The organism is Pseudoalteromonas sp. SK18, from assembly GCF_001974855.1.
Taxonomy (GTDB): domain Bacteria; phylum Pseudomonadota; class Gammaproteobacteria; order Enterobacterales; family Alteromonadaceae; genus Pseudoalteromonas.
This window is the reverse complement of sequence record NZ_MTQB01000001.1, coordinates 1-26646: the sequence shown is the minus strand read 5'-3', so window position 1 is coordinate 26646 and position 26646 is coordinate 1. Positions and strand designations below refer to the sequence as shown.

Sequence of the window (26646 nt, the reverse complement as noted above, 5' to 3'; positions counted from 1 at the left end):
TTATCACGGTGGATTATGCTTTTATATTGAGCTTTCCTTGAAAGTCTTGCCATCCGGGCGGAAATTTTCCTCTTACCACATATGAAAAAGCAATCAGCTCAGCAATAACAAAGTAAAGCTCTTTAGGGATTTCTTCGCCGAGCTCTAATTTCGAGAGTGTATTTGCAAGTGCTTCATCTTGATGGATTAGAATTCCTTTATCTTTAGCTAGGGCAATAATTTCATCTGCCAGCTCGCCAAATCCTTTAGCGCTAACGGTGGGTGAATTGCCTGCCTCGTAGAGTAATCCAATTGCTGAATTGCTTTTAAATGAATCCGTCATGACTAAACCTTAATATTTATAATGGCATGGGATTGGTAAAATGCTTGATGGCTGTCATCTGCTCGTTTTAAGTTTAGGTCGCCCACTTGCAAGCCCTGTTTTGCCAATTTTGAGCGTAAATTATCAAGGTGTGGATGAGCCAACGCGCTTACAGCTTGAGTGGACGCTAATAACTGACAATCGAGTGCTTTGTCCATCAGCTCTGCGGTTATTTGCAGTTTACCTAGTTCTGCATAATCAAAATTCAACCTTACAAACCACACGTTTTTATCCGCTAATTTACCGTTGTTTGGCTTTTTATATTGCCCTAACGATATTTCTGTTTGTGCCGCTTCAGGGGGCAGTTTCATGGGTAATAAAAATTGCACCAAGGAGTTAGTGTCAGGCTGCTGGCTCAAAACGGGTGCTTGTACTTGGCTTAAGGTGCTTTTGATTTGTGTTAATTCGCCTGCTAATGCTTGCACTTGTGGTTGCTGCAACTGCTCTAATAACTTATTGGCACTATTACCTACTTTAAAGGTGGGTAATAAAACCTGAAGCAGGGCTTCTAAACCGCTTTGATTATTGATGCTAATCGCTGTTGGATTATGATTAATAATTGGTGCAGCTAAAATACTTAATGAAAGTTGTTCTACACCTCGATTAAACGAGCTTTGCAAGGTGTCATTGGGCAGTTGTGTCGGCTTTATAGTGCTGAGTATTTCACGTTGTATGGTGGTTGGGTGTAAATTACTTTCTGACAACATTCGGTTAAAAGCCTGATTAACCAAGCGGTTTAAATCAGTACCCTGATCAGTCATCTTAGCTACAATGGTGTTCAGTTGACTGCTTAAAATGTGTTTGTTAGCTTCTTTTTGCTCTATTGGAGCGGCTGCACTTTGTTTTAAAACGGTTGCCAATAATAGCTTTTCCAGTGGCTGTAAATGATTAACGGCTGCTAAGGTGCTATTAGTTGTTTGTGCTAGCTGGGTAACAACAGGATGTGAGTCTGTATGTGTTGTCGACGCTCGCTGTTGCCATAAGGAGATACTGGCTTTTATCTGCTGGGTAAGTTGCACTAAAGGGGGGGCTGTGCTCAAAGGACTTTTTAATTGCGTTATGTCTATTTTTTGCGTTGGCGCGAGCCATTTTTGCTGTTCATTAACAACAGTGCTTGGTTTTTGAGATGCGTTTAATACCGTGGTAAATGGCTTGCTTTCAAAATGTTTTACCGCATCTAAAATACGCGTTTTAAAATCAGCAAAACTGCTTTTTAGCCATGATTGAATTGGACTATTAACGGTACTAAGTGGGTGAGGTTTAATTTTTTGCGAATCGTTAGCAATTTGTGGTTGCTGTGAAAGCATTTCATTAAATGGTTTACTAAATGAGTTTTTAAGCTCCACGGTTATATTTTGATAAGCGGTTTTAATTAATAGTTTATCTGCTTGGCTGGTAATAGTTACCTTAGTCGGGGTTATGGGTAGCTCAGATAATTGTTGATGACTTAAGTTAATATTTAACGAGCCTGTTGCGGTATTTGGATTTAACACCGCAAATTTGGGCGTAGCATGAAGCTGAGCATGACCTAAATTGTTAGCAACTAATTGTGTTAGTTTTGCTTGGCTTAAAGGTTGAGAATGTACAATGTCAGCAAAACGATTAATGATATTTAGCCGTGTACCTTTGCCATCAGTCTCAATTATGCCTTTTAATAAGGGTTCTTGTGCTAGTAATTGCGCTATTTGTTTATTAATGGCGATGCTGGCATTAAATTTTTCAATCACCAGTTTTGGCGTTGGCTTTAAAGTAACTTGTATCGATAGCGGGTTGTTTTGAATATCACTTTGAGTGTTTATAAAGTTTAAAAACCGCTGTAACTGTTCTGGTTGTTTAATTGATAAGGTACTGTTGTTAGGAATAATGGTTAAGCTTTTACCATCTGCACTTAGCTGTATGTTAGCGCTTGCTATTTTTTCAACATTTGTCGGTGCATCATTAACAGTGAGCCGAATTGTTTGCCAATGCTTATTCATAAACACATCTAAGGTTACTGACTCTTTAGAAAACTGAATGTTTTTAGCCGCCAGCACTTCTTCAGGCAATGTCGGTAACACAGGTTGACCTGAATTGCTTGTTTGATTACTAACCTGTGGGTTAGTCAATGTAATGTGCGTTGGTGTATTCATTATTTTATATCAAGTTTTCTTTATTTTAAGTAAATCGATTCTAAAGCAATATTCGTATTACCCTATCATTATGGTAGACTTACCGCTAATTTTTGGCAGAGAGAATCGTCATCTTGTTACACATTAAGTCCGTTACTTGTATCAAGCAAGAGCGTTGTTTGTTTGATGAACTTAATTTTAGCCTTAAAAGCGGTCAAATCATGCAGTTAGCTGGTCCTAATGGGGCAGGTAAAACATCGTTATTGCGCATTGTTGCCGGTTTTTCGCTGCCAGATGAAGGTGATATTTTATACCTTAATCAATCTATCAAAAAATATTATGACGAATACGCCAGAGACTTATTATATATAGGCCATAAAACTGGTGTGAACGTACAACTCAGTGCACTTGAAAATGTAACACATTGGTTGGCTATTAATGGTTACGTTGACACCCCTGACTTATACTCTTTATTAAGTAAGCTAGGTTTGGTAGGGCTGGAAGATGTGCCTGTTAGAACCTTATCGGCGGGTCAACAAAGACGAGTAGCTTTGGTCAGATTATGGTTATCTGAAGCTAAGTTGTGGATTTTAGACGAACCTTTTACTGCGCTCGATAAAAGTGGCGTTGCCTTTTTACAGCAACGTTTTACTGAGCATTTATCAAAGGGGGGCGCCATTTTGTTAACAACACATCAAGACCTAACCACCCATTTTAGTGACTTACAAACCTTGACTTTGGAGTACCGCCACTAATGACACGACAGCACTCATATTGGCAGTTATTTGTCGCGGTATTTAGTAAAGACGTTAAGCTCGCTTTTCGTCAGCGTGCTGAAATAGTCAATCCCATCTTATTTCTTTTAATTGTTATCTCGTTGTTTCCATTAGCGATAGGGCCTGAGCCTGGGTTGTTATCAAGAATGGCGCCGGGCATTATCTGGGTTGCGGCTTTATTATCAACCATGCTTGGACTCGATAAGCTATTTAGAGACGACTATAACGATGGCTCTTTGGAGCAACTAATTGCTTCTTCGTATCCTTTATCATTAACCGTGTTAGCTAAAGTAGCGGCACATTGGGTGATCACTGGCTTACCGCTGGTACTAATGACCCCCTTATTTGCTTTGTTATTAAATTTAGAAACGACGGCCTTAATGGCTACGTTATTAACGCTATTACTAGGAACTCCCTTATTGAGCTTTATTGGCGCAATAGGAGCGGGTTTGACTGTGGGATTACAAAAAGGCGGCATTTTAATGAGCTTACTAGTGCTGCCTTTGTATATTCCGGTTTTAATTTTTGCAACTTCCGCTATTGATACCAGCACTATGTCGCTGGATTACAGTGGTCAGCTTGCAATCCTTGGTGCCATGTTAGTCGTTGCGATTATCAGTGCGCCAATTGCCATATCATCAGCATTAAAAGTGAGTGTAAGTTAATATGTGGAAGTGGTTACATCCGTATGCGAAAGCAGAGCGAGCATATCAGTTATGCAATACTCTACTGCCATATTTTGCAGTAGTAACGGTCGTTAGTATGATTGTTGGTTGGGTTTGGGGATTAGGTTTTGCCCCTGCCGATTACCAACAAAAAGACAGTTACCGTATTATTTTTATTCACGTGCCCTCCGCTATTTTATCTATGGGCGCCTATTCATCAATGGCGATTGCAGCCATTGTTGCCTTGGTATGGCAACTACGTAATGCCGAGCTTGCGGTAATTGCAATCGCGCCTGTTGGCGCGTGTATGACTGCAATAGCTTTAATTACCGGTGCTGCATGGGGTAAACCTATGTGGGGCGCTTGGTGGGTATGGGATGCACGACTGACTTCTGAGCTTATTTTATTATTTTTATACTTAGGGGTGTTGTCTTTGTACCATGCCTTTGAAGATAAAAAGTCAGCAGGTCGCGCCGCGTCTATTTTAGCTATTGTAGGGGTGATCAACCTACCTATTATTCACTTTTCGGTGGAGTGGTGGAATACCCTGCACCAAGGGGCGAGTATCACTAAGTTTAATCGCGATGCGGTTGACCCTAGTATGTTTTGGCCATTAATGATTAATATTTTAGCCTTTGCCGCGTTTGTCGGTACGGTGACTTTAATTCGTCTTAAAAATGAAATTTTACACCGTGAAAAGCACCGCCCATGGGTGCGACAGTTGTTAACTAAGGGGTAATTATGCAGTTTGACTCGTTTTCAGATTTTATTGCAATGGGAGGCTATGGTTTTTATGTATGGCTTTCTTTTGGTACATGTGCATTGATTCTATTAGGTATTTTATTTAGCTCGTTACGCGACAAAAAACAAATTTTAGCGTCGGTTGAGCAACAAATTGCACGTGAAACTCGAATTAAAAATTCTAAGCAGGAGCAAACCTCGTGAACCCTAGACGTAAAAAACGCCTTTTGGTTATTATCGCCGTACTCTTTGGTATTGGTGGATCAATAGGTTTAGTGTTGTACGCCTTACAAGAAAATATTAATTTGTTTTACACCCCCAGCGAATTAATTGATGGTAAAGGTCCCAATAAAGAAAAGCCGTTTGTAGGCCAAAAGCTGAGAATTGGCGGCATGGTAGTGCCAGGCTCTGTGATCAGAAATGAACAAAGCTTAAAAGTAAGCTTTAAGCTGATTGATACGGGGCCATTGGTAACGGTACGCTATCAAGGTATTTTGCCTGATTTGTTTCGTGAAGGACAAGGGATTGTTGCGCAAGGTGTGTTAGTTGAGCCTAACGTGATTGAAGCATTTGAAGTGTTGGCCAAGCATGATGAAGAATATATGCCGGCAGAAGTTGCTGAGGCAGTAAAAGGCATTAAGCACGAAAAGCCAAAATATAACTTAGATAGTGGGAGCTGATATGATCCCAGAAATTGGTTATTTTTCTTTAACATTGGCCATGGTGCTCAGTGTGCTGTTGTGTATTTTCCCACTTTGGGGAGCACACACAGGTAATCTTCGATTGATGCGCGCAGCGCCATCATTAGCGGTTGGTCAGTTTGCATTTGTTGCTTTGTCGTTCGCTGTTCTTATTTATGCCAGCCTAACCGATGATTTTACCGTGTCTTACGTTGCTTATCATTCAAGTAGCACCTTACCTTGGTATTATAAAATCACCTCTACATGGGGTGGTCATGAAGGCGCTATTTTACTGTGGTTACTTATGCAAGCCGGGTGGACAGCTCTGGTCGCGGTGCGTTCAAAGTCACTTCCTTGGGTGCTTCGTGCTCGTGTATTAGGTGTGCTTGGCTTTTTAGGTGTCGGCTTTATGATGTACACCTTATTGCTGTCAAGTCCGTTTGAGCGTTTATTGCCCTATTTCCCAGTTGAAGGGCGAGATTTAAACCCATTATTACAAGACCCAGGTATGATCATTCATCCACCATTACTTTACATGGGGTATGTGGGTCTTTCTGTGGCTTTTTCCTTTGCTATTGCCGCGCTATTAACCGGTAAGCTCGATAATACCTGGGCTAAGTGGTCACGCCCATGGACGATGACTGCATGGGGCTTTTTAACCTTAGGTATTACCATTGGTAGTTGGTGGGCTTATGCAGAACTTGGCTGGGGCGGCTGGTGGTTCTGGGATCCAGTTGAGAACGCATCACTGATGCCATGGTTAGTGGCAACGGCTTTATTACACTCTTTAAGTGTGACTGAAAAGCGCGGTGTATTTAAATCATGGACCGTATTATTAGCAATTGCTGCTTTTTCATTAAGTTTACTGGGCACTTTTATTGTTCGTTCAGGGATTATTGTTTCGGTGCACGCCTTTGCAACCGATCCGGATCGTGGGCTATTTATTCTTGCTTTCTTAGCTATTGTTGTTGGCGGCGGCTTAGCGCTTTACGGCTTGCGTGTTTCACAAGTTAAAAGTGAAGGACGTTATAAGTTTGTCTCTCGTGAAGTAGCACTTTGGCTAAATAACATTTTCTTAGTGGTTGCCACCTTAATTGTACTATTAGGTACTTTATTACCTATGGTGCACAAAGAAATGGGCTTAGGTAGTATTTCTATTGGCGAACCTTTCTTTAATAAAATGTTTGCAATTCTACTGGTGCCATTTGCGATTTTAATGGGCATAGGACCATTTTTGCGCTGGAAGCAAAATAAATGGGCATTTTTACAAAACAAACTATTTGTTGGCGCACTAGCCAGCGTTGTTATTACCTGTGCTTGGCTGTTTAGCAGTTATGAAGTGGTTACGCCACTCACTCTGTTAGCGACTACATTGGGTGTATGGATATTTATAGCCACATTTATTGACCTTTACACCAAAGCCGCTGTTCATGGCTCACTTAAAGTCGGCATCAAACGCTTAGGTTTAAGTTACTGGGCTATGGTGCTTGGTCATGTTGGTTTAGCTTTTGTTATTGCCGGTATTACCCTTACCTCAGCGTATTCAGTTGAGCGCGATGTAGCCATGAAGCCAGGTGATAGTGTACAGCTTAATCAGTATCAATATCGTTTTGAAGGCGTAAAGACAATTCGTGGTGCAAACTACAGTGGTCATGCTGGCGTGGTAACGGTATTAAAAGAAAATGACACTGTAACGCGTTTATATGCAGAAAAACGCCGATACGACATTGGTATGCAATTTATGACTGAAGCCGCAATAGATGCTGGTTTTACTCGTGATTTATACCTCGCGCTTGGTGAGCAACTAAGTGAGGGGGCTTGGTCATTACGTATTTACCACAAGCCGTTTGTGCGTTGGATGTGGATTGGTGGTGTTCTGATCTCACTCGCTGGTTTTGTAATTTTATTTGATAAGCGTTATCGCGCTACACCTCGCAAAGATGAATTAGAGGGGGCATTATGAAGCGTAAATTGATGGCAGTTGTACCTTTACTAATTTTTATCTTTATTTGTGTGTTTTTATATCAAGGGTTGTTTGCTAACCCTCGGGAAATACAAACGGGGCGCATTGGTCAAACCTTACCAGCATTCAACTTGCCTGATTTAATGCAAGATGACAAACGTTGGACTGATGAGCAATTAAAAGGTGACGTGTATTTATTAAACGTGTGGGGTACATGGTGCCCAACGTGTCTATCTGAGCTTGATTATTTAACTAAGCTTCGCGAGCAAGGCATTAAAATTATCGGCTTGTATTATGTACAAAGCTACGATGCTGATTTTGATGGCCCGTTTGATATGCAAGCACTGCGTGACGATGTGAGTAATATGCTTGCGCGCGCAGGTAACCCTTATCAATTTAATATTTTAGATTTAGAGCGCTCTTTGGCGTTAGATTTGGGTGTGTCTGGAGCACCAGAAACATTTTTAGTTGATAAAAATGGCACTATTTTGTTACACCACACCGGTGATATAAACCCTCGAGTTTGGCGCGCTAAATTTGCGCCTCTTATGCAGGAGCTGCAGCCATGAGATTGTTTTTATTAACCCTTAGCTTATTTATTAGTTTAACTGCGTTTGCTCAACAAGACCGTTATCAATTTGATAGCAACGAGCAAGCGGTTCGTTTTGAAGAGCTAACTAAAGAATTACGTTGTCCCAAATGTCAAAACCAAAATATTGCTGATTCAGATGCCGTAGTTGCAAAAGACTTACGCGATCGCGTATTGGCGTTAGTAAAAGATGGTAAAAGCAAAGACGAAGTTATTGATTATATGATTGACCGCTATGGCTACTTTGTTCATTACGATCCACCAGTAACGCCGGCTACGTTAATTCTGTGGGTGTTGCCAGTACTCATTGTAATAATAGGCTTTGGCTTTATTGTTATTCGCCAGCGTAAAGCGTCGGTAAAACAAACGTGGAGTGACACTGATGAAGTGATGCTCAATAAGTTGATTAAACAAAATAAACGTCAGGAGCAAAGTTAAATGATTTTAATGTGGGCGTCTTTTGCTTTACTCACACTCATTGCATTGCTGTTTATTATTGTGCCTTTTTTAAAAAAAGAGCGCGTAGTAACCATTACTCATAACGCTAATGCTGAGCTTATCAGCATTTATGAGCAGCGTTTAGTTGAACTACAGGCTGATTTAGACAACCAACGCATAGACTCGCAAAACCACAGCGAGGCAATTGTTGAGCTAAAACGCCGTTTGCTAAATGAATTATCACCAGAGAAGTCACTCAATAGTCGTGGTGACAATCGTATATTTGCTTTAACAGGGGCGGCGTTTTTAATTGCGTTAGCGGGTATATTTTATGCAATGACCGGCAGCCAGCAACAAATAGCGGCTTGGCATGATGCAATGGACAACTTGGCCGATTATGGCCAACGCGCTGTAATGCAAAAAGGTGAGCCGTTAACTAAAAATGAACTGCAAGCGTTTGCATTGGCATTGCGTACGAAGTTAAGCCAAAGCGGTGACGATGAAGTTGCTTGGATGCTGTTAGGGCGTGTGGCTATAATGCTTAATGAGTTTGACATGGCAAAACAGTCATTTGATAAAGCATTGTCAATGAACCCTGATAATATGCAAGCCTTGGTGAGCTACTCGCAGGTATTATTACTTGAGGGCAGTGATGAGAATATGACTCGCGCAGCGGGTATGCTTTCTAAAGTACTACAAGCACAACCAAATAACCTCGATGCGATTTCGTTACTTGCGCTGATTGCCTTTGAGAGAAAAGATTGGATACAGGCAAAAGCTGCATTTGAAGTACTTCTTGCCAGTATGGACGAGTCAGATACGCGTTATGCTATGATTTCTGAGCGCATCAGTGAAATTGATGGCCAAATAGCTCAGCAAAGTGAGTTAAACAGTCATGAACAGCACGTTGTTCAGGGTATTCAGGTCACGGTTAAGATTGACGAGCAACTTGCAGACAAACAGCCCAGTAACGGTATTTTGTTTGTGTTTGCTAAAGCTTCTGAAGGTTCACCCATGCCTTTAGCCGTTGTTAAACTAACAGACTATAGCTTTCCAATCACGGTTGAGCTGAGCGATTCGAACGCCATGATGGCGGGGCTAAATTTATCCAGTGCCAGTGAAATTGTTATTTCTGCGCGTATCTCTAATGATGATTCAGTGATGCCAAGCGCCGGTGAGCTTGAAGGCCACTCTGAAGTACTGCTTCGTAAAGATGTGCAACAAGTGCAACTGAACATTGATACATTAATACCTTAAGGATTTGAGATGTTAAAACAAGGCTTACTTTTATTATGTTTACTCACCTTATCGGGCTGTGCTCAAGTGCCCGAGAGTAAATATGATGAGCGCGATCCCTTACAAAGTGTAAATAGACCTATTTATGACTTTAATATGGACGTACTCGATACTTATATTTTAAGGCCAGCAGCAGTGGGTTACATCACTGTTACACCGCAGCCTGTTCGTCGTAGTATTGTGCATTTTACCGATAATATTACCGCACCCGTTGATATTATAAATGCTGGTCTGCAAGGAAAACCAAGCAGTGCTGGAATTAATTTTGCACGTTTTTTGGTGAATTCAACTGTGGGTGTATTTGGCATATTTGATGTAGCTAGTTCGCTGGGACTTGAAGTAACTAGCGAAGACTTTGGCCAAACGTTAGGTGTGTGGGGAGTGGGTGATGGTGCTTATTTAATGATCCCAGCAATGGGGCCATCTACCGCGCGTAACTTAACCGGTGATGTGGTTGATAATGTTGTACTGCCTGAAATAGCACTGACTACACCACAAACTATTTTAGTGTTTGCACTAAAAGCAGTTGAAGCACGTGCGTCATTAATGGCTCAGGAAGGGTTATTAAATGATTCGTTAGACCCGTACTTGTTTATTAAAGACATTTATTTTCAGCGTCAATTATACGAGCTCTTTGATGGTAACCCGCCAATAAAAGAAGAGCCTGAAGATTTTGATGAAGATTTCTTAGAAAGCCTTTAATAAAAGTAAAAACGCCAGCAAATGCTGGCGTTTTTGTTTTTAATTAGTAATAACCCATTTAGTTATCAATCATCACCTGCATTTGCTCACTAACCCAGTTGAGAGCTTCGTGGTATGCATCAGGCACTTCATCACCTAAGTTTAGTTGCTGAGCTTTGTCGTTCGCAGCTTGCCAATCACCATGCTCATACAGAGTCACTAAGCTTAAGTATTCAGCCAGTAGCCCTTCATTGTTTAACAGCGCTGTTTTTATCTCATTAGACAGTGGCAATTTAAGCATTACACTGTCCATCTCTTCATCTAATATCGCATCCATAAGCGACATCATGCCAGTTAAAAATGCCATACCAGTATCTTTAAGTTTGCCATGTGAAATAGCTAACAGCTCACAAAAACGTGCCCGTGTTAGCGACAGTCTAATAAGCTCTAATGGCTTATCTGCAGATACTTGTGCTGCAAATAATAAAGAAAGAAGTTTTTTAATTTCAGCAGCGCCTAATACAATCAGCGCTTGTTTTATAGTGTTTATTTCAGAGCGGCGGGTAAATGCTGCTGAGTTTGAATAGCGCAAGAGCTTGTAAGATAAGTTAACATCACGCTCAAATACATCCGTGATCTTTTTAAGATCCATTTCTACACTGGATGTTTCATAGAGTAGTTCAGCCAGTGCCATGCCCGATGGCGGTAAGGCTTTGCTTTGCACCATCTCTGGTTTTGAAAAGAAAAAGCCTTGAAAGTACTCAAAGCCTAGCTCAAAAGCTTGGTTGTACAGTTCGTAGGTTTCAACTTTTTCCGCGAGTAATTTAATGTGTGGGTAAGGTTTTAAATCCTCGATGATCGTTTTAACGGTCTCTATATCACAGGTTAAAAAGTCAACTTTAATGATATCAATAAACGGATAAAAGTGACGCCATACCGGTTGATGCGCGTAGTCATCTAGAGCAAGTGTATACCCTTTCTCTTTTAAGTCTTTAACTATCGCTAGCAGACGTTTCCCCGGCTGAACGGTTTCTAATATTTCAATCACTACCCCGTCTTTGTTTAATAGCGTGGGGTAGCCTTTTAGTAAGGTGTCTAGGGTAAAGTTAATATAAGCAGGTTTATTATCGGTCAAATCTTCAAGACCAAAGTTAAACTGGCTGCCCTCAATCAGTCGAGACGTTGCTTCGTCGCCGTCAATGTTCGGAAAAACGTTATCTACTCCATCACGAAATAAAAGCTCGTAGCCAATTAACTCCTTATTGCGATCTAAAATAGGTTGGCGAGCAGCATAAAAATACATATAAGATTCCGAAACAGTAGAAATTGGTTAACATTGTAATAATATATTGGAAAACATTCAAAATAGCATCGGGAAAATGAATTATATTAATAAAATATCATGGCTTGGGTGGTTTTTATTAATCTAAACTCATTGTTTTTTATTCTATTTGTTTTAAAAGTGAGCGAATAGATGGTTTTTTATCTACTTAAATTAGCGAGTTGGAGTTATTAGTAATTACCGTGTTATAGTTGGATAGAAAGCTTTTATTCCAATACTGTCTTAATTATAAGATTTCAAGAGTCATTATTTGGATTACAAGCCTGTTATTACTTTTTTAAGTGGAGGCAAATTTGGAAACAGGAATGATTATTTCACTGGCATTGTACTTTATTGTAATGCTAGGAATAGGACTATACGCATATAAGCAATCTACCAGTGATATTTCAGGGTATATGCTAGGTGGTCGTAATTTAGCCCCCAGTGTTGCTGCCCTATCGGCTGGTGCATCAGATATGAGTGGTTGGTTATTAATGGGCTTACCCGGCGCAATGTATTTATTTGGGTTGAGTAAGGTTTGGATTGCAATTGGTTTAGTATTGGGTGCATGGGCAAACTACTTTTTAGTAGCACCAAGACTGCGTGTTTATACTGAAAAAGCCAATGACTCCATTACTATCCCCGATTTCTTTGCAAACCGTTTTGATGACAACAAAAATATCCTACGTGTTATCTCTGCAATAGTAATTATTGTTTTCTTTACCTTATACACTTCATCGGGTGTTGTTGCCGGCGGTAAGTTGTTTGAAAACTCATTTCAAATGAGTTACGAAATGGGCTTATACATTACCACCGGTGTGGTAGTGGTCTATACCCTGTTTGGTGGTTTTTTAGCGGTTAGCCTTACAGACTTTGTGCAAGGCTGTATCATGTTTATTTCGTTGTTGGCAGTGCCAATTGCCACTTACATGATGCTTGATCAACCCTTTATGGACACCTTAGCAAATGCAAATTATCAGCAATTACTAAGCTCGCCTAAAGCAAGCGAAATTCATTCTTTAAGTATGCTTGATTGGTTTGCGGGCGGTTCTACTATTGCTATTATTTCTGCAATGGCGTGGGGCTTAGGCTACTTTGGTCAGCCGCATATTATTGTGCGCTTCATGTCTATTCGCTCAGTAAAAGAAATGCCAACTATGCGTCGTATTGGTATGTCTTGGATGACCTTATCTGCCATTGGTGCAGTATTTACCGGTTTATTCGGTGCTGCATACATGATTGAAAATCAAATGCCAATTGCCGACAAAGAAACAATATTCTTAGTATTGGCGGAATTAATTTTTCATCCGTTAATTGCAGGTTTCTTACTAGCGGCTATTTTAGCTGCAATTATGAGTACTATCTCATCGCAACTATTGGTGTGTTCAAGCTCTCTAACTGAAGACTTTTATAAGATTTACTTAAACCGTAATGCTTCGCAAACTGAGTTGGTACTAGTAGGACGTATTAGCGTGATACTGGTTGCGCTATTTGCTATCTATTTAGCCTATGACCGTAATAGTTCAATACTAGACTTAGTGAGCAACGCATGGGCAGGTTTTGGTGCTGCATTTGGTCCATTGGTATTGTTTAGCCTTTACTGGAAGCGCATGAACTTAAAAGGGGCTATCAGTGGTATGGTTGTTGGTGCTCTAACCGTGCTTGTGTGGATTTATGCGCCTATTACTATTAATGGTGATAGCCTAAGTAGCGTGATCTATGAAATCGTCCCAGGCTTCATTTTAGCGAGTATTGCTATTGTGGTAGGTAGCCTTGTAACAGCTGAACCGAAAAAAGAAATTACTGATCTGTTTGATGAAGTTGAATCGTCATTGTAACTGATTCACTAACGTAAAGGTTTGGTTTAAAAAAATGCCAACCAGTTTAACTGGTTGGCATTTTTTATTGACTGACTTTTAATAGAGGCAAACTGTAATGATTTAATCGCAGCAAACTGGCTTGTCGTTATCATTATTTATAGACATAATAAAACTGAATTCGAAGCTCGAATTCAGTTTTATTAATTAGTGATGCGACTCATAAGCAGCACCATTATTTTTTAGATTAGCTCGCTGCTTTATCTTTAATATCGGCAACGTTATCTGATTTTGCTTTTTTAGCTTTTGCGGGTACTTCTTTAGTCCCCTTAAGCACCGCCATAAAGTCGTCTTTACTTTTCGCAATCTCAAGTGCAAGCGACTCAACTTGTTGTTCACTTAGTGGCACATCTACTTTTTCAAGCATTAGTTCTAGTGACTCGGCGATATCGAGCATTTTGTCATAGGCATCAGCTTCTTTTTTAGTAGTAAACGTCATGCGCTCGACTCCGTTTCGTTCTACAACATATTTAACAACAACAGCCATGATTTCTCCTGCTTACTTACGTGGCAATATGATTATTTTAAATCATTAGATTACTGTTTTTATATACAGTACAAGCTTGCGCGTTGTTTTGCAAGCTTTAGCCTTAGTTTATCTGTAGCTTGGTTGACAATAAAGGCCAACTCTACTTTATTTATTAAGTCACTTTATAACGCGTAGCAGTAAAGGAGTCGCAAGGAGTGTTTGTTACCTTTAGCACTTAGTAACCACAAAGTTATTTAAAAGTGCTGGGTGTAAATAATCAACGAATGTTCATGTAGGAACACAAAAGGAAATAGTATGAAATTAATTAAAATAATCTCGTTAGCAGCCGCTTTATGTTTATTACCTATGGGTACCACTTTTGCGCAAAGCGATATGCTATCAGAGCAGATGCAGTCAGCCATGGTTAACGTTAATACTGCTGATTTGAAGCAACTAATTAAGTTGCCGGGTGTTGGTAAGAAAAAAGCACAGGCAATTCTCGACTATAGAGAAACTAATGGTGATTTCACATCACTTGAAGATCTAGCTAAAGTAAAAGGGGTGGGTAAAAAAATGCTAGCCAAACTCGATGGTAAGGTGGCATTTTAACTTAATAGGGCGCTATGCGCCCTGATCAAACTGTTTTAAGGCAGCACCAAGATGCTTTTTAGCAAAATTAACATCTACTGGGGCTGTTAGTAGCGGGTAGCTCAACCCAGCCACAATTAAAAAAGGCACCAGCAACCACCCTTCAAACAAAGTGAATATTAAAAAAAATGGGCTCAACAGCATCAGCTTCACTATGCGTATAAAGACCCTATCACTGGGCGATAGCATGCTTAAAGAGATAGCTATAACAGTTTGTCGCTGACGAACTTTCAAGTGTTTAAGCTCATCAACTTGGCTTGAAAAAAAAGTAAACATATTAAAGTGACTTTTTAGTAATTAATCGGCTGGCCACCAATATAAAGAGTGTGGCGGTAAAGAGTACAAAAATAACTTCCATCCATGCTGGCATACTTAAACCTGCAAATTGCCAATCTATGTTTCCGCAATCACCGGTTGCTTCAAAAAATTGCGGTATCCAGTGATGTAATGGCATAAATTCTGGAAAATTTGGTTCAAATTCACAGCTAAATGCAAATGGATCTGTGGTTGTTTGCATTTCAATGTGCTCACGAGCAATAAGTAACCCCCATACACTTGAAATCCCCCAAACAGTATAAGCAACAATACGTACTACGAGATTGTTTGGTTTACTGGCTCCAATCATACCAGCAAAAAGTAGGCCTAATACCGCGGTGCGCTGGTAAATACACATAATGCACGGCGCTAAACCCATGTTGTATTGAAAGAAAAGGGCAGTAACTTCCAGTAGAAAAACAATTCCACTAAATAGTAACCAGGGGGTACGTTGTGTACTAAGATTAGCAAGCCAGTTCATAACAAATCCGTCTTTAAATAAGGGCTTAGATTATGACGTAGGATAAACAACGGGGCAAGTAAAAGGAAAAAGTGAGGAGCTTAAAGTCTTTAGCTCCTCTAAGAAGGGGAAGATTTTAATGCCCTGTATTGGCAACAGGAATATGGTGCTGTATTAATTCGAACTTGTAAAATAAACTGGTTAAATCGCTTAAGCCTAGGTAAGTGGCACTAAGACCAACGCAGGTAAGCACAAATGTATAGGGTAAAGCCATATATACCATTCGACCATAAGATAGGCGTAATACCGGTGCCAGTGTTGATGTAAGTAAGAATAAAAATGCCGCTTGACCATTTGGTGTGGCGACACTAGGCAAATTGGTGCCAGTGTTTATAGCAACCGCTAATAAATCAAACTGGTCACGGGTAATTTGGCCGGCTTTAAGTGCTGCCGCTACTTCATTTATATACACTGTACCCACAAATACGTTGTCACTGACCATAGAAAGCAATCCGTTGGCAACAAAAAACATCACCAACTGTAATTGTCCTTCAAATGTTAGCACCCAAGTAATGACAGGAGTAAATAGTTGCTGATCAATGATTACTGCAACCACACTAAAAAACACACAAAGCAATGCGGTGAAGGGAAGGGCTTCTTCGAAAGCTTTACCAAGTTGGTGCTCTTCTATTATACCAGCCGATGATGTGGCTAAAATAATAACTGACAAACCAATTAATCCAACAGTGGCTAAATGTAACGCTAAGCCAGTAATTAACCATATGGCAATTAATGCTTGAATGGTTAAGTTAACTCTATCGCGTTTGCTGCGTTTTTTATCAAGAGTTTGTGCATGGTTTTTTAAAATAGCATGGATTGTTTCTGGTAATTTAGCGCCGTAGCCAAAGGTTTTTGTTTTTTCTAATATAAAGGTAGTGAATAAGCCTGCGATAAGTACGGGAAACGTAACTGGTAGCATTCGTAAAAAAAATTCACCAAAGAGCCAACTAGCTCGTTCGGCAATAATTAAATTTTGTGGTTCACCAACCATAGTACATACGCCACCTAGTGCAGTACCAATGGAAGCATGCATGAGTAAATTGCGTAAAAACGCACGGAATTCTTCAAGCTCTTGTCGGTTAACTTCTTTTACTTGGTTATCATCATTAATATCGTGTTCACTAATGAAGTCTTTTCCTGAGGCTACCTTATGGTAAATACTGTAAAAACCCATAGCCACTGCAATCACCACGGCCATTACGGTTAATGCATCTAAAAATGCAGATAGAAACGCCGCAGCCATTGCAAAAGCAAGCGATAAAACAGTTTTACTTCTCACAGAGACCACTAGTTTGGTAAAAATATACAGCAGCAGATCTTTCATGAAGTAAATACCGGCCACCATAAAAATTAGCAATAAAAGTACATCTAAATTCTGCGCTATCTCATGTTCAACTTGCGCCGTTGATGTCATGCCAATTAATAGCGCCTCAATAGCAAGCAGCCCTCCCGGCTGCAATGGGTAACACTTAAGTGCCATGGCCAGTGTAAAAATAAACTCAATAACTAATACCCAACCAGATAAATAGGGACTTAATTGAAATAGTAGCGGGTTAATTATCAAAAATGCAATAATGGTATATTTATACCATTGAGGAGCTTTACCTAAAAAATTTATAAACATTGCAGATGGGATGCTCTGTTGCATGATTTTTCCCTAAAGAGGCGCTTAATAGTCTGGTTAATGCCATTAAGTTAGTCCAGCTTATAGAGGGTGTAAACAACTATGGAATGATAGTCAAAGTGTCTCGTATGAATAATAGGTTGGCATTCATATTGTGTTTAAAATCTATCGGTAAAACTGGTAAATAATACAAGTAAAGTTACCTTTTTAATCACATACCTATGATCATACATACATCACATAAGAATCTCACACACTGAAAAAGACCATTTTATAGCTTTTAATTAGCCATGTGAGAATCTCACACCACGCATAACGTGATATTTTTTTTATATTTACACGTATAAGTTGAGATTTTTTAGACGATATAGCGGTGACCTAATATGCGTTCAGTTATTAATTATGAACCAAGCCCATGTTAGTTTCATATTTCGCAAACTTAACATCCTATAGGGATGTTCGAGGAACCTTATGCAAAGAGGTTTCATTAAAGACGATTTTTTTGATTAAGAGTAATTGAAACTACTGAGTAGCAGTATTATACATTTCTGAATTTATTAGTGGTATGTTATTAGCATATGGAGTTTTAAATACCAAAATGGTACCAACCAATTTTAAAGGGATATTACATGGAATTCATTTTTATAATCGCAGTTGTTATATTGATAATTTGGTTAATTACCAGTCCACGCTCAAATTCAAATAAAAAAAAGCCTAAAGTACTAGATAATCCGAGGCAAAGTATAAAAGAAACTCCTGATACGCCTGCCTCTAAGGTTTCTTTGTCTAGACCTTCGAGTGACGTGACTAGCTCGATAAATCCCATTAAAACTAATAAAGCATCAGTTAGCGTTGAGTTACACGAACAAATGAATGAATTAAAAACTGCAAAGCAGACTGATCCAAAACCTCGCATCACTGTTGTTAATACACCTACCCCAATTATAGAAAGTGCTGATAGTGCGACACATTCTGAGGACGATTTAGCTACATTTAATATTTTTGAGAGTGCAAATCCTCTAAATAAGAGCATTAAAGGCACACGCAAAGCTCAGTGGCTTGATAAGAAAAAAGAAACTGTTATACATAAGCGTAATCTAGCAGGATTTTTTTACCTAGGTGAGCAGATGGAGTCTCTTAGGGGTTATGAACCTGAGCCTGCACTATTAAACCCAATTTTACCTGTATCAACACCTTTAGGTCATCAACTAGGTTATTACACTGATGAATCACTTGGTTATTGGCCAAGTTATAGCAATCTTTCTAGACAGTGCAGAGGTGCTTACCTTGATTGGTTAGCGACCGACAGAAGCGCGGCCAATACTCCAATAGGCTTTGTGTTTTTGTATTTTTATGGACTTGAAAGGTTTGTTGTTGAAAATGGCAAAGATGACAAAGTTGCTGACGAATATTTTAAAGATATTTTTGATGAAGTACTTCGTTTGCACAATGTGTTTGCTTCAAATCGCTCTTTTGCTGGTTTCTCAGCAAATCTCTTAGAATTTATGTATTTAGTTAAACCTAAATTATTTGAATGTAGAAAGCATAAATTACCAAAGACACGTCATTCACTACTTTTTAAATTACGTCTTTCAGAGCAAGTCGTTGCCACAGAAAGAGTGGACGATGAGCTAGCACTTGAATGGATTAAAAATACAGACCAATACAATTTAAAAACCGCAGCTAGGCGCTGCGATGTAGAGTTTGCTTTACTTTTTAAACTTTACTACAAGCAAAAATTCTCTGAGGGAATGCAAGTTAAGCCTAATAAAACCAAATTAAACGCAGAGTACTTTGCCGCCAGCGGTGGTATCCCTAGTATTAAAATTTTACTCGACGGTTTGCCTGATCCGAGCATATTAAAAGCACCTATAAAAAAGCTTATTCCAATAGCAGATAAAGTCACTGAGGAGCTAGCTAGTTATAGCCGTTATTTAGCTAAGGCTGATACAAGCAAAGATGATTTAGCTGCATTAATGCTGTTGCCTCGTGTCATTGCTAGCAGTCAACCGTCACCATTAATCGAAAAGTTTAAAGCGTGGGCTAAGGCCATCATTTTAGAAAATGATGGGGTAACAGATGTATCTGAATTTTGGTTGCAAACAGGCTTACCAACACCGAAAGCGATAAATAAAAAAGAAGGTGAGCTCATTTATAACTTAGCGAACTTTGCTGATATTGGTATTGCGCCTGACTTACGTTACCACCATACAAAACCCAAATTAGATGGCAAACTTGTACTATTTACTCCAGGGCATGAGGAAGAATTCGTCCCTAGTCATGCGTTTAACCAAGTGGGTGTCGCACTGCGTTTAGGTGCTATGGTTGCAAATATAGATGGGGTTGTGGATGAATCAGAAAGTTCTGAGCTAGAAAAGCTAATTGCTCATGATGAAAAATTAACGGATACAGAAAAGCGATCTCTAAAGGCTTATCTTACATGGCGACTAGTTACACCATCGGATAATACGGGTTTAAAAAATAGACTTAATAATTTAGGTGTAAAAGAAATAGAATTTGTGAAAAGGTTTATTCTGTCTATTGCGCTAGCAGATGGCAATGTCGATAACAGAGAAGTAAAGCAAATCGAAAAACTCTACACAAATTTAGGACTGGATAAAGAGTCTGTTACGAGTGATATTCATCAGCTTACTACAAGTAGTCACCAGCCAGCGCCACGTAGTCAAAGCTCATCAGAGTTTAGCTTAGATGAAACAATATTAGCCCTTCATGAAAGCCAAACAACAGAAGCTAAAAACATGCTGGAACAGATCTTTACCTCAGATGAAGATGAAAGCGATTATATTGAAGTCCCAGAGCTGACAAACGAAGTTGATGGATTAGATCAGGCTCATAGTCAGTTGTTTGAAAAGCTATGCGCTAAAGCGCAATGGGGTCGCGAAGAGGTAGCCCAAATGTGTAGTGAGCTAAAATTAATGGTCGATGGTGCTATAGAAACCATTAATGACTGGTCATTTGATTTAGTGGATGCACCAGTAATTGATGACGACGTTGATATATACATTGATGAAGAAATAGTCAAAGAGATAAGGGAGTTATAACAATGGCAGCAAAAAAAATTAGATCAAAAGAGCGCGATGCAATTATACAGTCTCTTAAATCGGGTGTTACCCCAAAAGTCGGCATACAGCATATACAAGTAGGTCGTGGTAATGAGCTTAAAGCGCTCATTAAAGATATCGACAGAGTGACAGAGGGCGGCTCTGCTTTTCGGTTAATTATTGGCGAATACGGCTCAGGTAAAACATTCTTTTTAAGTGTTGTAAGAGCGATCGCATTAGAGCGAAAGTTAGTTACTGTTAATGCAGATTTATCTCCCGATCGTCGTATTCATGCATCATCTGGACAAGCCAGAAACTTGTATTCTGAGTTAATGAGAAACATGTCTACTCGTAATAAGCCTGATGGTAATGCATTGACCAGTGTGGTTGAAAAGTTTATTACCGAGGCACGAAAAGAAGCAGATAATACAAGCAAAGAAATAACCACAGTGATTCACGAAAGGCTCGCGTCTCTCTCTGAGCTTGTAGGTGGTTACGACTTTGCAAAAGTTATAGAAGCATACTGGACTGGCCATGAAACAGATAACGAGCAACTTAAGAACAACGCTGTAAAATGGTTAAGAGCAGAATATGCAACAAAAACAGATGCTCGCAAAGATCTTGGTATAAGAAGTATTATCTCAGATGCGTCGTTTTATGACTCTCTAAAGCTTATGAGTTTATTTGTAAGGCAAGCTGGCTACGAAGGGTTATTAGTTAACCTCGATGAAATGGTAAATTTATACAAACTCAATAGCACCCAAGCACGATTATCAAATTACGAGCAAATTCTTAGAATACTCAACGACTGCTTACAAGGATCGGCTGAGTACTTAGGGTTTTTACTAGGTGGTACACCCGAGTTTTTACTTGATCCAAGAAAAGGGTTATATAGCTATGAGGCGCTGCAATCTCGCCTAGCTGGCAACACATTTGCAAAACAAGCCGGTGTTATTGATTACTCATCCCCTGCATTACACTTGGCAAGTTTAACGCCAGAAGAGTTATTTATACTACTTAAAAACCTTAGACATGTTTTTGCATCAGGCGATGAATCGTTATATTTAGTACCTGACGAGTCCCTCAAAGCATTTTTAGTCCATTGCAGTAAAACAATTGGAGACGCTTACTTCAGAACGCCAAGAAATACGATCAAAGCGTTTTTAGATATGCTTGCCGTGATTGATCAAAATCCAAATATTTCGTGGGACAGCTTAATAAAAAATGTTGATATTGCAGAGGAAAAACCTTCCGATGTAGAGCTAGACATTGAATCTGAAGACGATGAGCTAGCTGACTTCAAATTATGATTGACGCACACGAAAAGCTCGATTTGCGCATTCAGCAGTGGATTTTTAAACAAGGCTGGGATCGGCTCAGAGAGATTCAATGTTTAGCAATTGACCCTATCCTATCAGGCAATACTGATGTGCTTATTAGTGCCTCTACTGCCGCAGGTAAAACCGAAGCATTTTTTTTACCTGCAATAAGTAGTATCGCAGATGAAGTAAGTGGTGTGGGCATTTTATATATCAGCCCACTAAAGGCGTTAATAAACGATCAAGACCGAAGGCTAGAAAGCTTGTCAGATTTGTTAAACATACAAGTTACACCTTGGCATGGTGATAGTCCTCAAAGTCGAAAAAATAAGCTGAAACGAAATCCATCAGGCATTATGTTAATAACGCCAGAGTCCCTAGAGTCATTATTAATAAGAGACAGTGGCTGGGTAAAGTCTGCTTTTCAGAATTTAAAGCACATAGTTATAGACGAATTTCACGCATTTATTGGCACAGAGCGAGGCCATCACTTGTTGAGCTTACTGCACCGCTTAGAACACCTTGTAGGCCGTGTAAACTCACCAATACCCAGAACGGCTTTAAGTGCCACTTTAGGTAACTTAGAAAGTGTCCCAGCATCTTTAAGACCTAATAAATCACTGTCTTGTAAAATAATAAAGCAAACGCAGTCTTCATCATCGTTAAAAATGCAAGTCAAGGGATATATTGAGAGCGCTGTTGTGGCAGATGAGACGGTTACTGCGGAGCAAACCGTATGTAACGATTTATATGGTCTTTGCCGTGGTGGAAACCACCTAGTGTTTGCAAATAGCAGAAGTCGCACCGAAAGTATTGCGACCACTCTTGCAGAGATGTGTGAGAGCAACACTGTGCCTAACGAGTTTTTTCCACATCACGGCTCGTTAGCCAAAGAAATGCGAGAATCACTTGAGGCTCGGCTTCAGCAAGATCAAATTCCCACGACAGCAGTGTGTACTATGACTTTGGAGTTAGGCATTGATATAGGCAAGGTTAACTCTGTCGTGCAAGTTACTGCGCCGCATTCTATTGCAAGTTTACGGCAGCGCATGGGTCGTTCAGGTAGGCGTGGTGGCGCTAGTATTTTGCGAATGCTGATAACTGAGGCTGACCTTACAGAAAAATCGAGTATTGTAGATAAACTGCGGCTTGAATTGGTTCAATCGCTAGCGATGATACGGTTATTGGTTGCAAGTAAATGGTATGAACCAGCAGACACTTCGCTCTATCACTTTTCAACATTACTTCATCAAGTTTTAGCTCTCATCGCGCAATGGGGTGGTATAAGAGCAGATCAAATCTACGTATTACTTTGTAAAGACGGGCCATTCCAACAAGTTACTGTTACTCATTTTAAAGATTTGCTATCTCACATGGGTAAGGTAGATCTTATTACCCAGTTAGGAAGTGGTGAACTGGTTTTAGGTTTTATGGGTGAAAAAGTAACAAATCATTATACGTTTTATGCCGTCTTTAAAACCCCTGAAGAATTTAGAATTGTAACGGGTAGTAAAACACTAGGGACATTACCCGTAGATAGCCTTATTTTAGAGGGCCAACATATTGTATTTGCGGGTAAACGTTGGGTGGTTGAGCTAGTCGATACAGACAAAAAAGTGATTTCAGTACAGCATGCAAAAGGAGGGAAACCACCTAAATTTGGTGGTTCAGGGATGGCTGTACATGATGTAGTGAGACAAGAAATGCTTAAAATTCTGAAAGAAAGTGACTACAGAGTTCAAGTTGGTGAACAAAGAATTGAATTTGGTGATGCAGTTGCCCAAGCACTTTTTAAAGAGGGGGCAGACTTTTTTAAAACTGCAAAACTTGAAAGTACATATTTCTTACAGCATGGCAATACAGCCGTTGTTTTGCCTTGGGCCGGTGATAAAGTTGTAAATACACTTGTTGCAGTACTTATACAAAAAGGGTTTGGAGCGGGTGCATTTGCAGGAATTATAGAAGTTGAGAATACCTTAATTGATCATGTTATCGGGGCTCTTAAAAGCTTTCGAGATGATAAAACCATATCAGCAATTGATTTAGCTGATGCTATTGCAGAAAAAACTATAGATAAGTTTGATGAGTATTTACCTCAAGAAATTCTTGCACAAGGGTATGCTGCAAGAACTTTTGATGTTGAGAAAGCACAGGTATTAGTTAAAAAATTACTCTAAGACAGTAGAAAGCTATTAATAGCAACCTCTTAGATTATTTGTAAAACAATGCCCCCCTCTTCACAGAGGGAGGTTGAGTTGTCTGTTTTTATGCAGCTCTTGCAACTTCTTCAGCTCAATTAGCTTTAAAGTTGAGTTATCTGCTTTCCAGTCAGAGGATTTGATTAATCCGCTACTAATTGCATTTTTGATGATGTTGGGTGATATTTTGGCAATTTTTGCACATGTATCAATACTGATTGTTCTGGCTTTAGACGATTTCAAATGACGTTCGCCTACTTTTATCAGCTCATCACGGTTGAAGTAAATTGAATCAAGGAGGTTATTCTTACCTTGATAATAAAAAGGTAAATCTTTCAAAAATATTGCTAATAAAAGATCTGATTTTTCCATCAGGTATTGCTCGACAAACTTTGTGGCTTCCATGAAATCGACTTCATTTATGACTTCAGAGGTTGATTTAGTTACCAGCTCTTCTATTAACTGCTTGGCATCAATTAAACCATCGACTTGATATCGGTTTGTATTGCTGAATCGTAGAATATTTTTGTACCACAGAGGCTTTAAATCAGCTGCGTTGAGCCCTAGACAAGATGCGAGTATCCTTATTTCCAAAGGCTTGCTTGTGGAAGTAAGCTGGAGAGAAGGCTTTCTATTGCCGATTTGAGCGCGCTTTATCAAGTTCCAATCTCTATGTATATGACATGATAAGGAATAAAGCTCAGGATATGCCAGGTTTTTAGGATAACCAGCTGGCAGCCCTTTGCTAGATATTTTTGCTAGCCAATGCCCTAATGCTTCATTATTAGTTAACAAGTCAATTCCTGCGGTTAGGATTGTTGGTATGTCTTTATAATTAAAATAGGCTTTTCTTTTAAGCTCTGAAATTTCAAGAACATACAAACCTGCAATAATACAGTCTTCTATATTACCGGTTGTGAGCCTTTTAATCTTTTCATCTACCGAAAGCTGAAGAAGTTTTCTTCCACAATATTCATTGCTGCAATACCCTTGAAGTAAACTTGCGTTAAATTCCAATTCGTGTTCGCAGTGAGGGCATACATCAATAAGCATGACCTGGTGCTTTGCACAGTGCGTATATCTTGGGTCTTGCCAATTATCTCTATGAATAGGGTTTTCATTCAAGCATTTTAGACATGCTCTAGCGTGGAGAATTCGAGCACTGGAACACACTTTTGGAAAAGGACTTCCCTCCGTTTCTGAAAATGAAATAGAGCGTTGTATGAGTGAGCTGATATTGTTGATATCAGCTTTTTTTAGATTATTGCGTTTTGCTAAGTTAAATACTTTCTTATTAACAATGTCTTCTGGTTTCATAAAACCATTTCGCATTGCAAGACGAAGAATATAGCCAGCCTGGCTTTCTCCAACGAAAGGCCTAACTCGAATTGGTAGCCTAGCCATGTGTGAACGTTTCCTTTAACTTGCGATCTAAATCTTCAATATTTCGTTCAGTTTGCTGTGCATTAATCATGTCAGCATTAAACGGGTTGTCTTCGCTATTTCTGATAGCAAATTTATACGCTTCTTCGAATGCTCTAATGTATTGAGCTGTATTCTTATAATCAGCGGGTAATATCTGTGCATAAAGCTTATTAAGGAGCCCATGCATGCCATTTGTTGCAATATAAATGCGGTTGAGTAAGTCTTTATTTGACTGAGCCGTTAGCCTATTAAAGCCATATTTAAGTTGGTAAAAATTAACCATGTTTATCCAAGCTTGGCACTGGCTTGGGCAGGGACTAAGTTGATGTGGGGCTAGAAAACGCCGGCTTAATTGCTCTTCTTTATCTCCACCTTTGTAGGCGAGTTCGATAATTCTTTTAGCCAATGGCGTTCCCATTAAAATTACAGGAATACTAGCTTTGTCTACTAGACCTGCAAACTGCTTTGCCATTTGCTGAGCTCTGATACCGTCTGTATCAGGTAAGCACTCTTGAACCTCATCAATAATAATAAGCTCAACACTTTGTTCATTGAGTAGATGTAACAAACGTTCAAGTGCAGTATAAGGCCTTTCTTTGCTGTTCATTACAGTGCACCCTAAAGCCATTAAAATTTGATGAAGCAAGTCAGTTGGAGTTGATGTTGCACCTAACTTAACGTAAAGCACTGGAATAATATTTTTTTCATCTAACTCAGATTGAGGGAATTGTAGGGTATACGTCTTAGCCAAATATGATTTGCCAACACCAGAGACCCCCGTCAATAAGCCTGAGTAGTTTCTATTCTGATGAATCTTGCTAATGTATTCCCATGCTTCCGTTGTAGACGAATGGCAATGGAATGTGCCACTTTGCGGTACATATAACGAACTTGGTGATGTATTAAGAGTAGTGCTTACCATTTTTCATAACCTTCCTTGTTTCTGAAGTGAGAGTCATCCTGATTCTCTTGTGAGAGATCCGTACCTAGTAACGGATCTGTGCGATTAGATTGGCGTTCATGGGGAGAGCTATTAGATTGCTTAATGATATCTTTAGTAGATCGATCATCTATTAAGTTTTGCTCCATATTTTGCGTTTGCTTGCCATTACGTATTTTTCGACGTTTACGTTTTATAAGCTCAGCTTCGCCACAATATATTGAACGACGAATAGGTGTACTGTGATTCATGTTGGCGACCTCAAATGAAATTGCCACCTGTTCATCAACCAAATCGATGTTGTAAGCAATGATTTTTGTAACATGAGTGTCGCCAGGCAATGTGACCGCAAGGGTTACAGCCCTGCAATCTTGTGTATCATGCAATACCGATACTTTAGGGTTTTTCCCTGAAGCTTTGCCGGTTTTAAGCTGCCAATATAGGTTTTGAACCTCTTCACCAAAAAAGTCCTGTTTGTTAAATCTAAATTTACCAGTCTCGTTGTAAGCGTCTAGCGAACCACACCTAGCATCGATGTTCTGATTATCTAAAAATACCTGCTCAATGATAAATTCGGAGCAGGTGATGAAAACTTACAGAACAAGCGCACAGTGGCAGCAGCTTTTGCTG

General features: G+C 39.5%; 25 protein-coding genes. 15 read left to right on the top strand and 10 right to left on the bottom strand.

The features are described from left to right. Window positions 1–13: 13 nt before the first annotated feature. Together BW139_RS00125 and BW139_RS00120 are read right to left on the bottom strand one after the other, a co-directional pair. Entirely contained in the window at window positions 14–322 is a 309-nt protein-coding gene (locus BW139_RS00125) for an EscU/YscU/HrcU family type III secretion system export apparatus switch protein (RefSeq protein WP_008465407.1), read from the bottom strand. A 2-nt stretch (window positions 323–324) separates the two neighbouring features. Then, complete coding sequence (locus BW139_RS00120; protein WP_076918259.1) at window positions 325–2490, bottom strand: flagellar hook-length control protein FliK; 2166 nt, start codon at window positions 2488–2490, stop codon at window positions 325–327. A gap of 113 nt (window positions 2491–2603) precedes the next feature. Between BW139_RS00120 and ccmA the strand changes: the two genes are divergently transcribed. The 10 genes from ccmA to BW139_RS00070 are packed head-to-tail and all read left to right on the top strand — an operon-like array spanning window position 2604 to window position 10319. Next, complete coding sequence (gene ccmA, locus BW139_RS00115; RefSeq protein ID WP_076916065.1) at window positions 2604–3224, top strand: cytochrome c biogenesis heme-transporting ATPase CcmA; 621 nt, start codon at window positions 2604–2606, stop codon at window positions 3222–3224. Then, window positions 3224–3910, top strand: coding sequence for a heme exporter protein CcmB (ccmB, locus tag BW139_RS00110; protein ID WP_076918258.1), 687 nt, complete (start codon window positions 3224–3226; stop codon window positions 3908–3910). Before ccmA ends, ccmB begins: the two co-directional genes overlap by 1 nt. Before the next feature lies 1 nt (window position 3911). Then, window positions 3912–4649: a heme ABC transporter permease gene (locus BW139_RS00105; RefSeq protein WP_036985043.1), complete on the top strand. Its 738-nt coding sequence runs from the start codon at window positions 3912–3914 to the stop codon at window positions 4647–4649. Window positions 4650–4651: 2 nt separating this feature from the next. Beyond that, window positions 4652–4855 carry a heme exporter protein CcmD gene (gene ccmD / locus BW139_RS00100; RefSeq protein WP_008112240.1) on the top strand — a complete coding sequence of 68 codons (204 nt, stop codon included), beginning with the start codon at window positions 4652–4654 and terminating at the stop codon, window positions 4853–4855. After that, window positions 4852–5331, top strand: coding sequence for a cytochrome c maturation protein CcmE (gene ccmE / locus BW139_RS00095; RefSeq protein WP_008112242.1), 480 nt, complete (start codon window positions 4852–4854; stop codon window positions 5329–5331). Before ccmD ends, ccmE begins: the two co-directional genes overlap by 4 nt. Window position 5332: 1 nt before the next feature. Then, window positions 5333–7294 (top strand): heme lyase CcmF/NrfE family subunit, encoded by a 1962-nt coding sequence (locus tag BW139_RS00090; protein WP_076918257.1) that lies wholly within the window; start codon window positions 5333–5335, stop codon window positions 7292–7294. After that, window positions 7291–7863, top strand: coding sequence for a DsbE family thiol:disulfide interchange protein (locus BW139_RS00085; protein WP_076918256.1), 573 nt, complete (start codon window positions 7291–7293; stop codon window positions 7861–7863). Before BW139_RS00090 ends, BW139_RS00085 begins: the two co-directional genes overlap by 4 nt. Next, window positions 7860–8321: a cytochrome c-type biogenesis protein gene (locus tag BW139_RS00080; RefSeq protein WP_076918255.1), complete on the top strand. Its 462-nt coding sequence runs from the start codon at window positions 7860–7862 to the stop codon at window positions 8319–8321. The genes BW139_RS00085 and BW139_RS00080 overlap by 4 nt, the downstream gene beginning before the upstream one ends. Beyond that, window positions 8322–9578, top strand: coding sequence for a c-type cytochrome biogenesis protein CcmI (gene ccmI / locus BW139_RS00075; RefSeq protein WP_076918254.1), 1257 nt, complete (start codon window positions 8322–8324; stop codon window positions 9576–9578). Window positions 9579–9587: 9 nt separating this feature from the next. Continuing rightward, entirely contained in the window at window positions 9588–10319 is a 732-nt protein-coding gene (locus BW139_RS00070) for a VacJ family lipoprotein (RefSeq protein WP_054201699.1), read from the top strand. A gap of 58 nt (window positions 10320–10377) precedes the next feature. Here BW139_RS00070 and BW139_RS00065 read toward each other — a convergent pair whose 3' ends face one another. Continuing rightward, on the bottom strand, window positions 10378–11601 hold the full coding sequence (locus BW139_RS00065; RefSeq protein ID WP_076918253.1) for an EAL and HDOD domain-containing protein: 1224 nt from the start codon (window positions 11599–11601) through the stop codon (window positions 10378–10380). Between the two features lie 344 nt (window positions 11602–11945). Between BW139_RS00065 and putP the strand changes: the two genes are divergently transcribed. Continuing rightward, on the top strand, window positions 11946–13457 hold the full coding sequence (putP, locus tag BW139_RS00060) for a sodium/proline symporter PutP (RefSeq protein WP_008465433.1): 1512 nt from the start codon (window positions 11946–11948) through the stop codon (window positions 13455–13457). A 226-nt stretch (window positions 13458–13683) separates the two neighbouring features. On the opposite strand, the gene BW139_RS00055 is transcribed toward putP, so the two are convergent. Then, window positions 13684–13983 carry a YebG family protein gene (locus tag BW139_RS00055; protein WP_008467318.1) on the bottom strand — a complete coding sequence of 100 codons (300 nt, stop codon included), beginning with the start codon at window positions 13981–13983 and terminating at the stop codon, window positions 13684–13686. Window positions 13984–14280: 297 nt separating this feature from the next. Between BW139_RS00055 and BW139_RS00050 the strand changes: the two genes are divergently transcribed. Next, complete coding sequence (locus tag BW139_RS00050; RefSeq protein WP_008467316.1) at window positions 14281–14574, top strand: ComEA family DNA-binding protein; 294 nt, start codon at window positions 14281–14283, stop codon at window positions 14572–14574. Window positions 14575–14586: 12 nt separating this feature from the next. Here BW139_RS00050 and BW139_RS00045 read toward each other — a convergent pair whose 3' ends face one another. The 3 genes from BW139_RS00045 to nhaB all read right to left on the bottom strand — a co-directional run bounded on the left by BW139_RS00045 (window position 14587) and on the right by nhaB (window position 17096). Next, window positions 14587–14889, bottom strand: coding sequence for a hypothetical protein (locus tag BW139_RS00045; protein WP_008467313.1), 303 nt, complete (start codon window positions 14887–14889; stop codon window positions 14587–14589). Between the two features lies 1 nt (window position 14890). Beyond that, window positions 14891–15409: a disulfide bond formation protein DsbB gene (gene dsbB, locus BW139_RS00040; protein ID WP_036933942.1), complete on the bottom strand. Its 519-nt coding sequence runs from the start codon at window positions 15407–15409 to the stop codon at window positions 14891–14893. 115 nt (window positions 15410–15524) lie between these two features. Then, the gene (nhaB, locus tag BW139_RS00035; protein WP_008467310.1) at window positions 15525–17096 is read right to left on the bottom strand and encodes a sodium/proton antiporter NhaB; all 1572 of its coding nucleotides are present in this window, start codon (window positions 17094–17096) and stop codon (window positions 15525–15527) included. 605 nt (window positions 17097–17701) lie between these two features. Here nhaB and BW139_RS00030 point away from each other — a divergent pair. Genes BW139_RS00030 through BW139_RS00020 form a run of 3 tightly spaced genes read left to right on the top strand, consistent with a single transcriptional unit; the run spans window position 17702 to window position 23630 of the window. Continuing rightward, window positions 17702–20134, top strand: coding sequence for a TerB N-terminal domain-containing protein (locus BW139_RS00030; RefSeq protein WP_076918252.1), 2433 nt, complete (start codon window positions 17702–17704; stop codon window positions 20132–20134). Window positions 20135–20136: 2 nt separating this feature from the next. Continuing rightward, window positions 20137–21444: an ATP-binding protein gene (locus BW139_RS00025; RefSeq protein WP_076918251.1), complete on the top strand. Its 1308-nt coding sequence runs from the start codon at window positions 20137–20139 to the stop codon at window positions 21442–21444. Further along, window positions 21441–23630, top strand: coding sequence for a DEAD/DEAH box helicase (locus BW139_RS00020; protein WP_076918250.1), 2190 nt, complete (start codon window positions 21441–21443; stop codon window positions 23628–23630). Before BW139_RS00025 ends, BW139_RS00020 begins: the two co-directional genes overlap by 4 nt. Window positions 23631–23690: 60 nt before the next feature. Here BW139_RS00020 and BW139_RS00015 read toward each other — a convergent pair whose 3' ends face one another. Genes BW139_RS00015 through BW139_RS00005 form a run of 3 tightly spaced genes read right to left on the bottom strand, consistent with a single transcriptional unit; the run spans window position 23691 to window position 26402 of the window. Next, window positions 23691–25055, bottom strand: coding sequence for a TniQ family protein (locus BW139_RS00015; RefSeq protein WP_076918249.1), 1365 nt, complete (start codon window positions 25053–25055; stop codon window positions 23691–23693). Next, complete coding sequence (locus BW139_RS00010) at window positions 25048–25998, bottom strand: ATP-binding protein (protein WP_083708617.1); 951 nt, start codon at window positions 25996–25998, stop codon at window positions 25048–25050. Before BW139_RS00010 ends, BW139_RS00015 begins: the two co-directional genes overlap by 8 nt. Beyond that, window positions 25992–26402 carry a hypothetical protein gene (locus BW139_RS00005; RefSeq protein WP_139336322.1) on the bottom strand — a complete coding sequence of 137 codons (411 nt, stop codon included), beginning with the start codon at window positions 26400–26402 and terminating at the stop codon, window positions 25992–25994. The genes BW139_RS00010 and BW139_RS00005 overlap by 7 nt, the downstream gene beginning before the upstream one ends. Window positions 26403–26646: the final 244 nt, after the last annotated feature.

Excerpts from the sequence above, each read along its gene's own strand:
- BW139_RS00125 (WP_008465407.1), bottom strand. The coding sequence starts at position 322 with ATGACGGATTCATTTAAAAGCAATTCAGCAATTGGATTACTCTACGAG.
- BW139_RS00120 (WP_076918259.1), bottom strand. The coding sequence starts at position 2,490 with ATGAATACACCAACGCACATTACATTGACTAACCCACAGGTTAGTAAT.
- ccmB (WP_076918258.1), top strand. The coding sequence starts at position 3,224 with ATGACACGACAGCACTCATATTGGCAGTTATTTGTCGCGGTATTTAGT.
- BW139_RS00105 (WP_036985043.1), top strand. The coding sequence starts at position 3,912 with ATGTGGAAGTGGTTACATCCGTATGCGAAAGCAGAGCGAGCATATCAG.
- ccmD (WP_008112240.1), top strand. The coding sequence starts at position 4,652 with ATGCAGTTTGACTCGTTTTCAGATTTTATTGCAATGGGAGGCTATGGT.
- BW139_RS00090 (WP_076918257.1), top strand. The coding sequence starts at position 5,333 with ATGATCCCAGAAATTGGTTATTTTTCTTTAACATTGGCCATGGTGCTC.
- BW139_RS00085 (WP_076918256.1), top strand. The coding sequence starts at position 7,291 with ATGAAGCGTAAATTGATGGCAGTTGTACCTTTACTAATTTTTATCTTT.
- BW139_RS00080 (WP_076918255.1), top strand. The coding sequence starts at position 7,860 with ATGAGATTGTTTTTATTAACCCTTAGCTTATTTATTAGTTTAACTGCG.
- ccmI (WP_076918254.1), top strand. The coding sequence starts at position 8,322 with ATGATTTTAATGTGGGCGTCTTTTGCTTTACTCACACTCATTGCATTG.
- BW139_RS00070 (WP_054201699.1), top strand. The coding sequence starts at position 9,588 with ATGTTAAAACAAGGCTTACTTTTATTATGTTTACTCACCTTATCGGGC.
- BW139_RS00065 (WP_076918253.1), bottom strand. The coding sequence starts at position 11,601 with ATGTATTTTTATGCTGCTCGCCAACCTATTTTAGATCGCAATAAGGAG.
- putP (WP_008465433.1), top strand. The coding sequence starts at position 11,946 with ATGATTATTTCACTGGCATTGTACTTTATTGTAATGCTAGGAATAGGA.
- BW139_RS00055 (WP_008467318.1), bottom strand. The coding sequence starts at position 13,983 with ATGGCTGTTGTTGTTAAATATGTTGTAGAACGAAACGGAGTCGAGCGC.
- BW139_RS00050 (WP_008467316.1), top strand. The coding sequence starts at position 14,281 with ATGAAATTAATTAAAATAATCTCGTTAGCAGCCGCTTTATGTTTATTA.
- BW139_RS00045 (WP_008467313.1), bottom strand. The coding sequence starts at position 14,889 with ATGTTTACTTTTTTTTCAAGCCAAGTTGATGAGCTTAAACACTTGAAA.
- dsbB (WP_036933942.1), bottom strand. The coding sequence starts at position 15,409 with ATGAACTGGCTTGCTAATCTTAGTACACAACGTACCCCCTGGTTACTA.
- nhaB (WP_008467310.1), bottom strand. The coding sequence starts at position 17,096 with ATGCAACAGAGCATCCCATCTGCAATGTTTATAAATTTTTTAGGTAAA.
- BW139_RS00030 (WP_076918252.1), top strand. The coding sequence starts at position 17,702 with ATGGAATTCATTTTTATAATCGCAGTTGTTATATTGATAATTTGGTTA.
- BW139_RS00025 (WP_076918251.1), top strand. The coding sequence starts at position 20,137 with ATGGCAGCAAAAAAAATTAGATCAAAAGAGCGCGATGCAATTATACAG.
- BW139_RS00020 (WP_076918250.1), top strand. The coding sequence starts at position 21,441 with ATGATTGACGCACACGAAAAGCTCGATTTGCGCATTCAGCAGTGGATT.
- BW139_RS00015 (WP_076918249.1), bottom strand. The coding sequence starts at position 25,055 with ATGGCTAGGCTACCAATTCGAGTTAGGCCTTTCGTTGGAGAAAGCCAG.
- BW139_RS00010 (WP_083708617.1), bottom strand. The coding sequence starts at position 25,998 with ATGGTAAGCACTACTCTTAATACATCACCAAGTTCGTTATATGTACCG.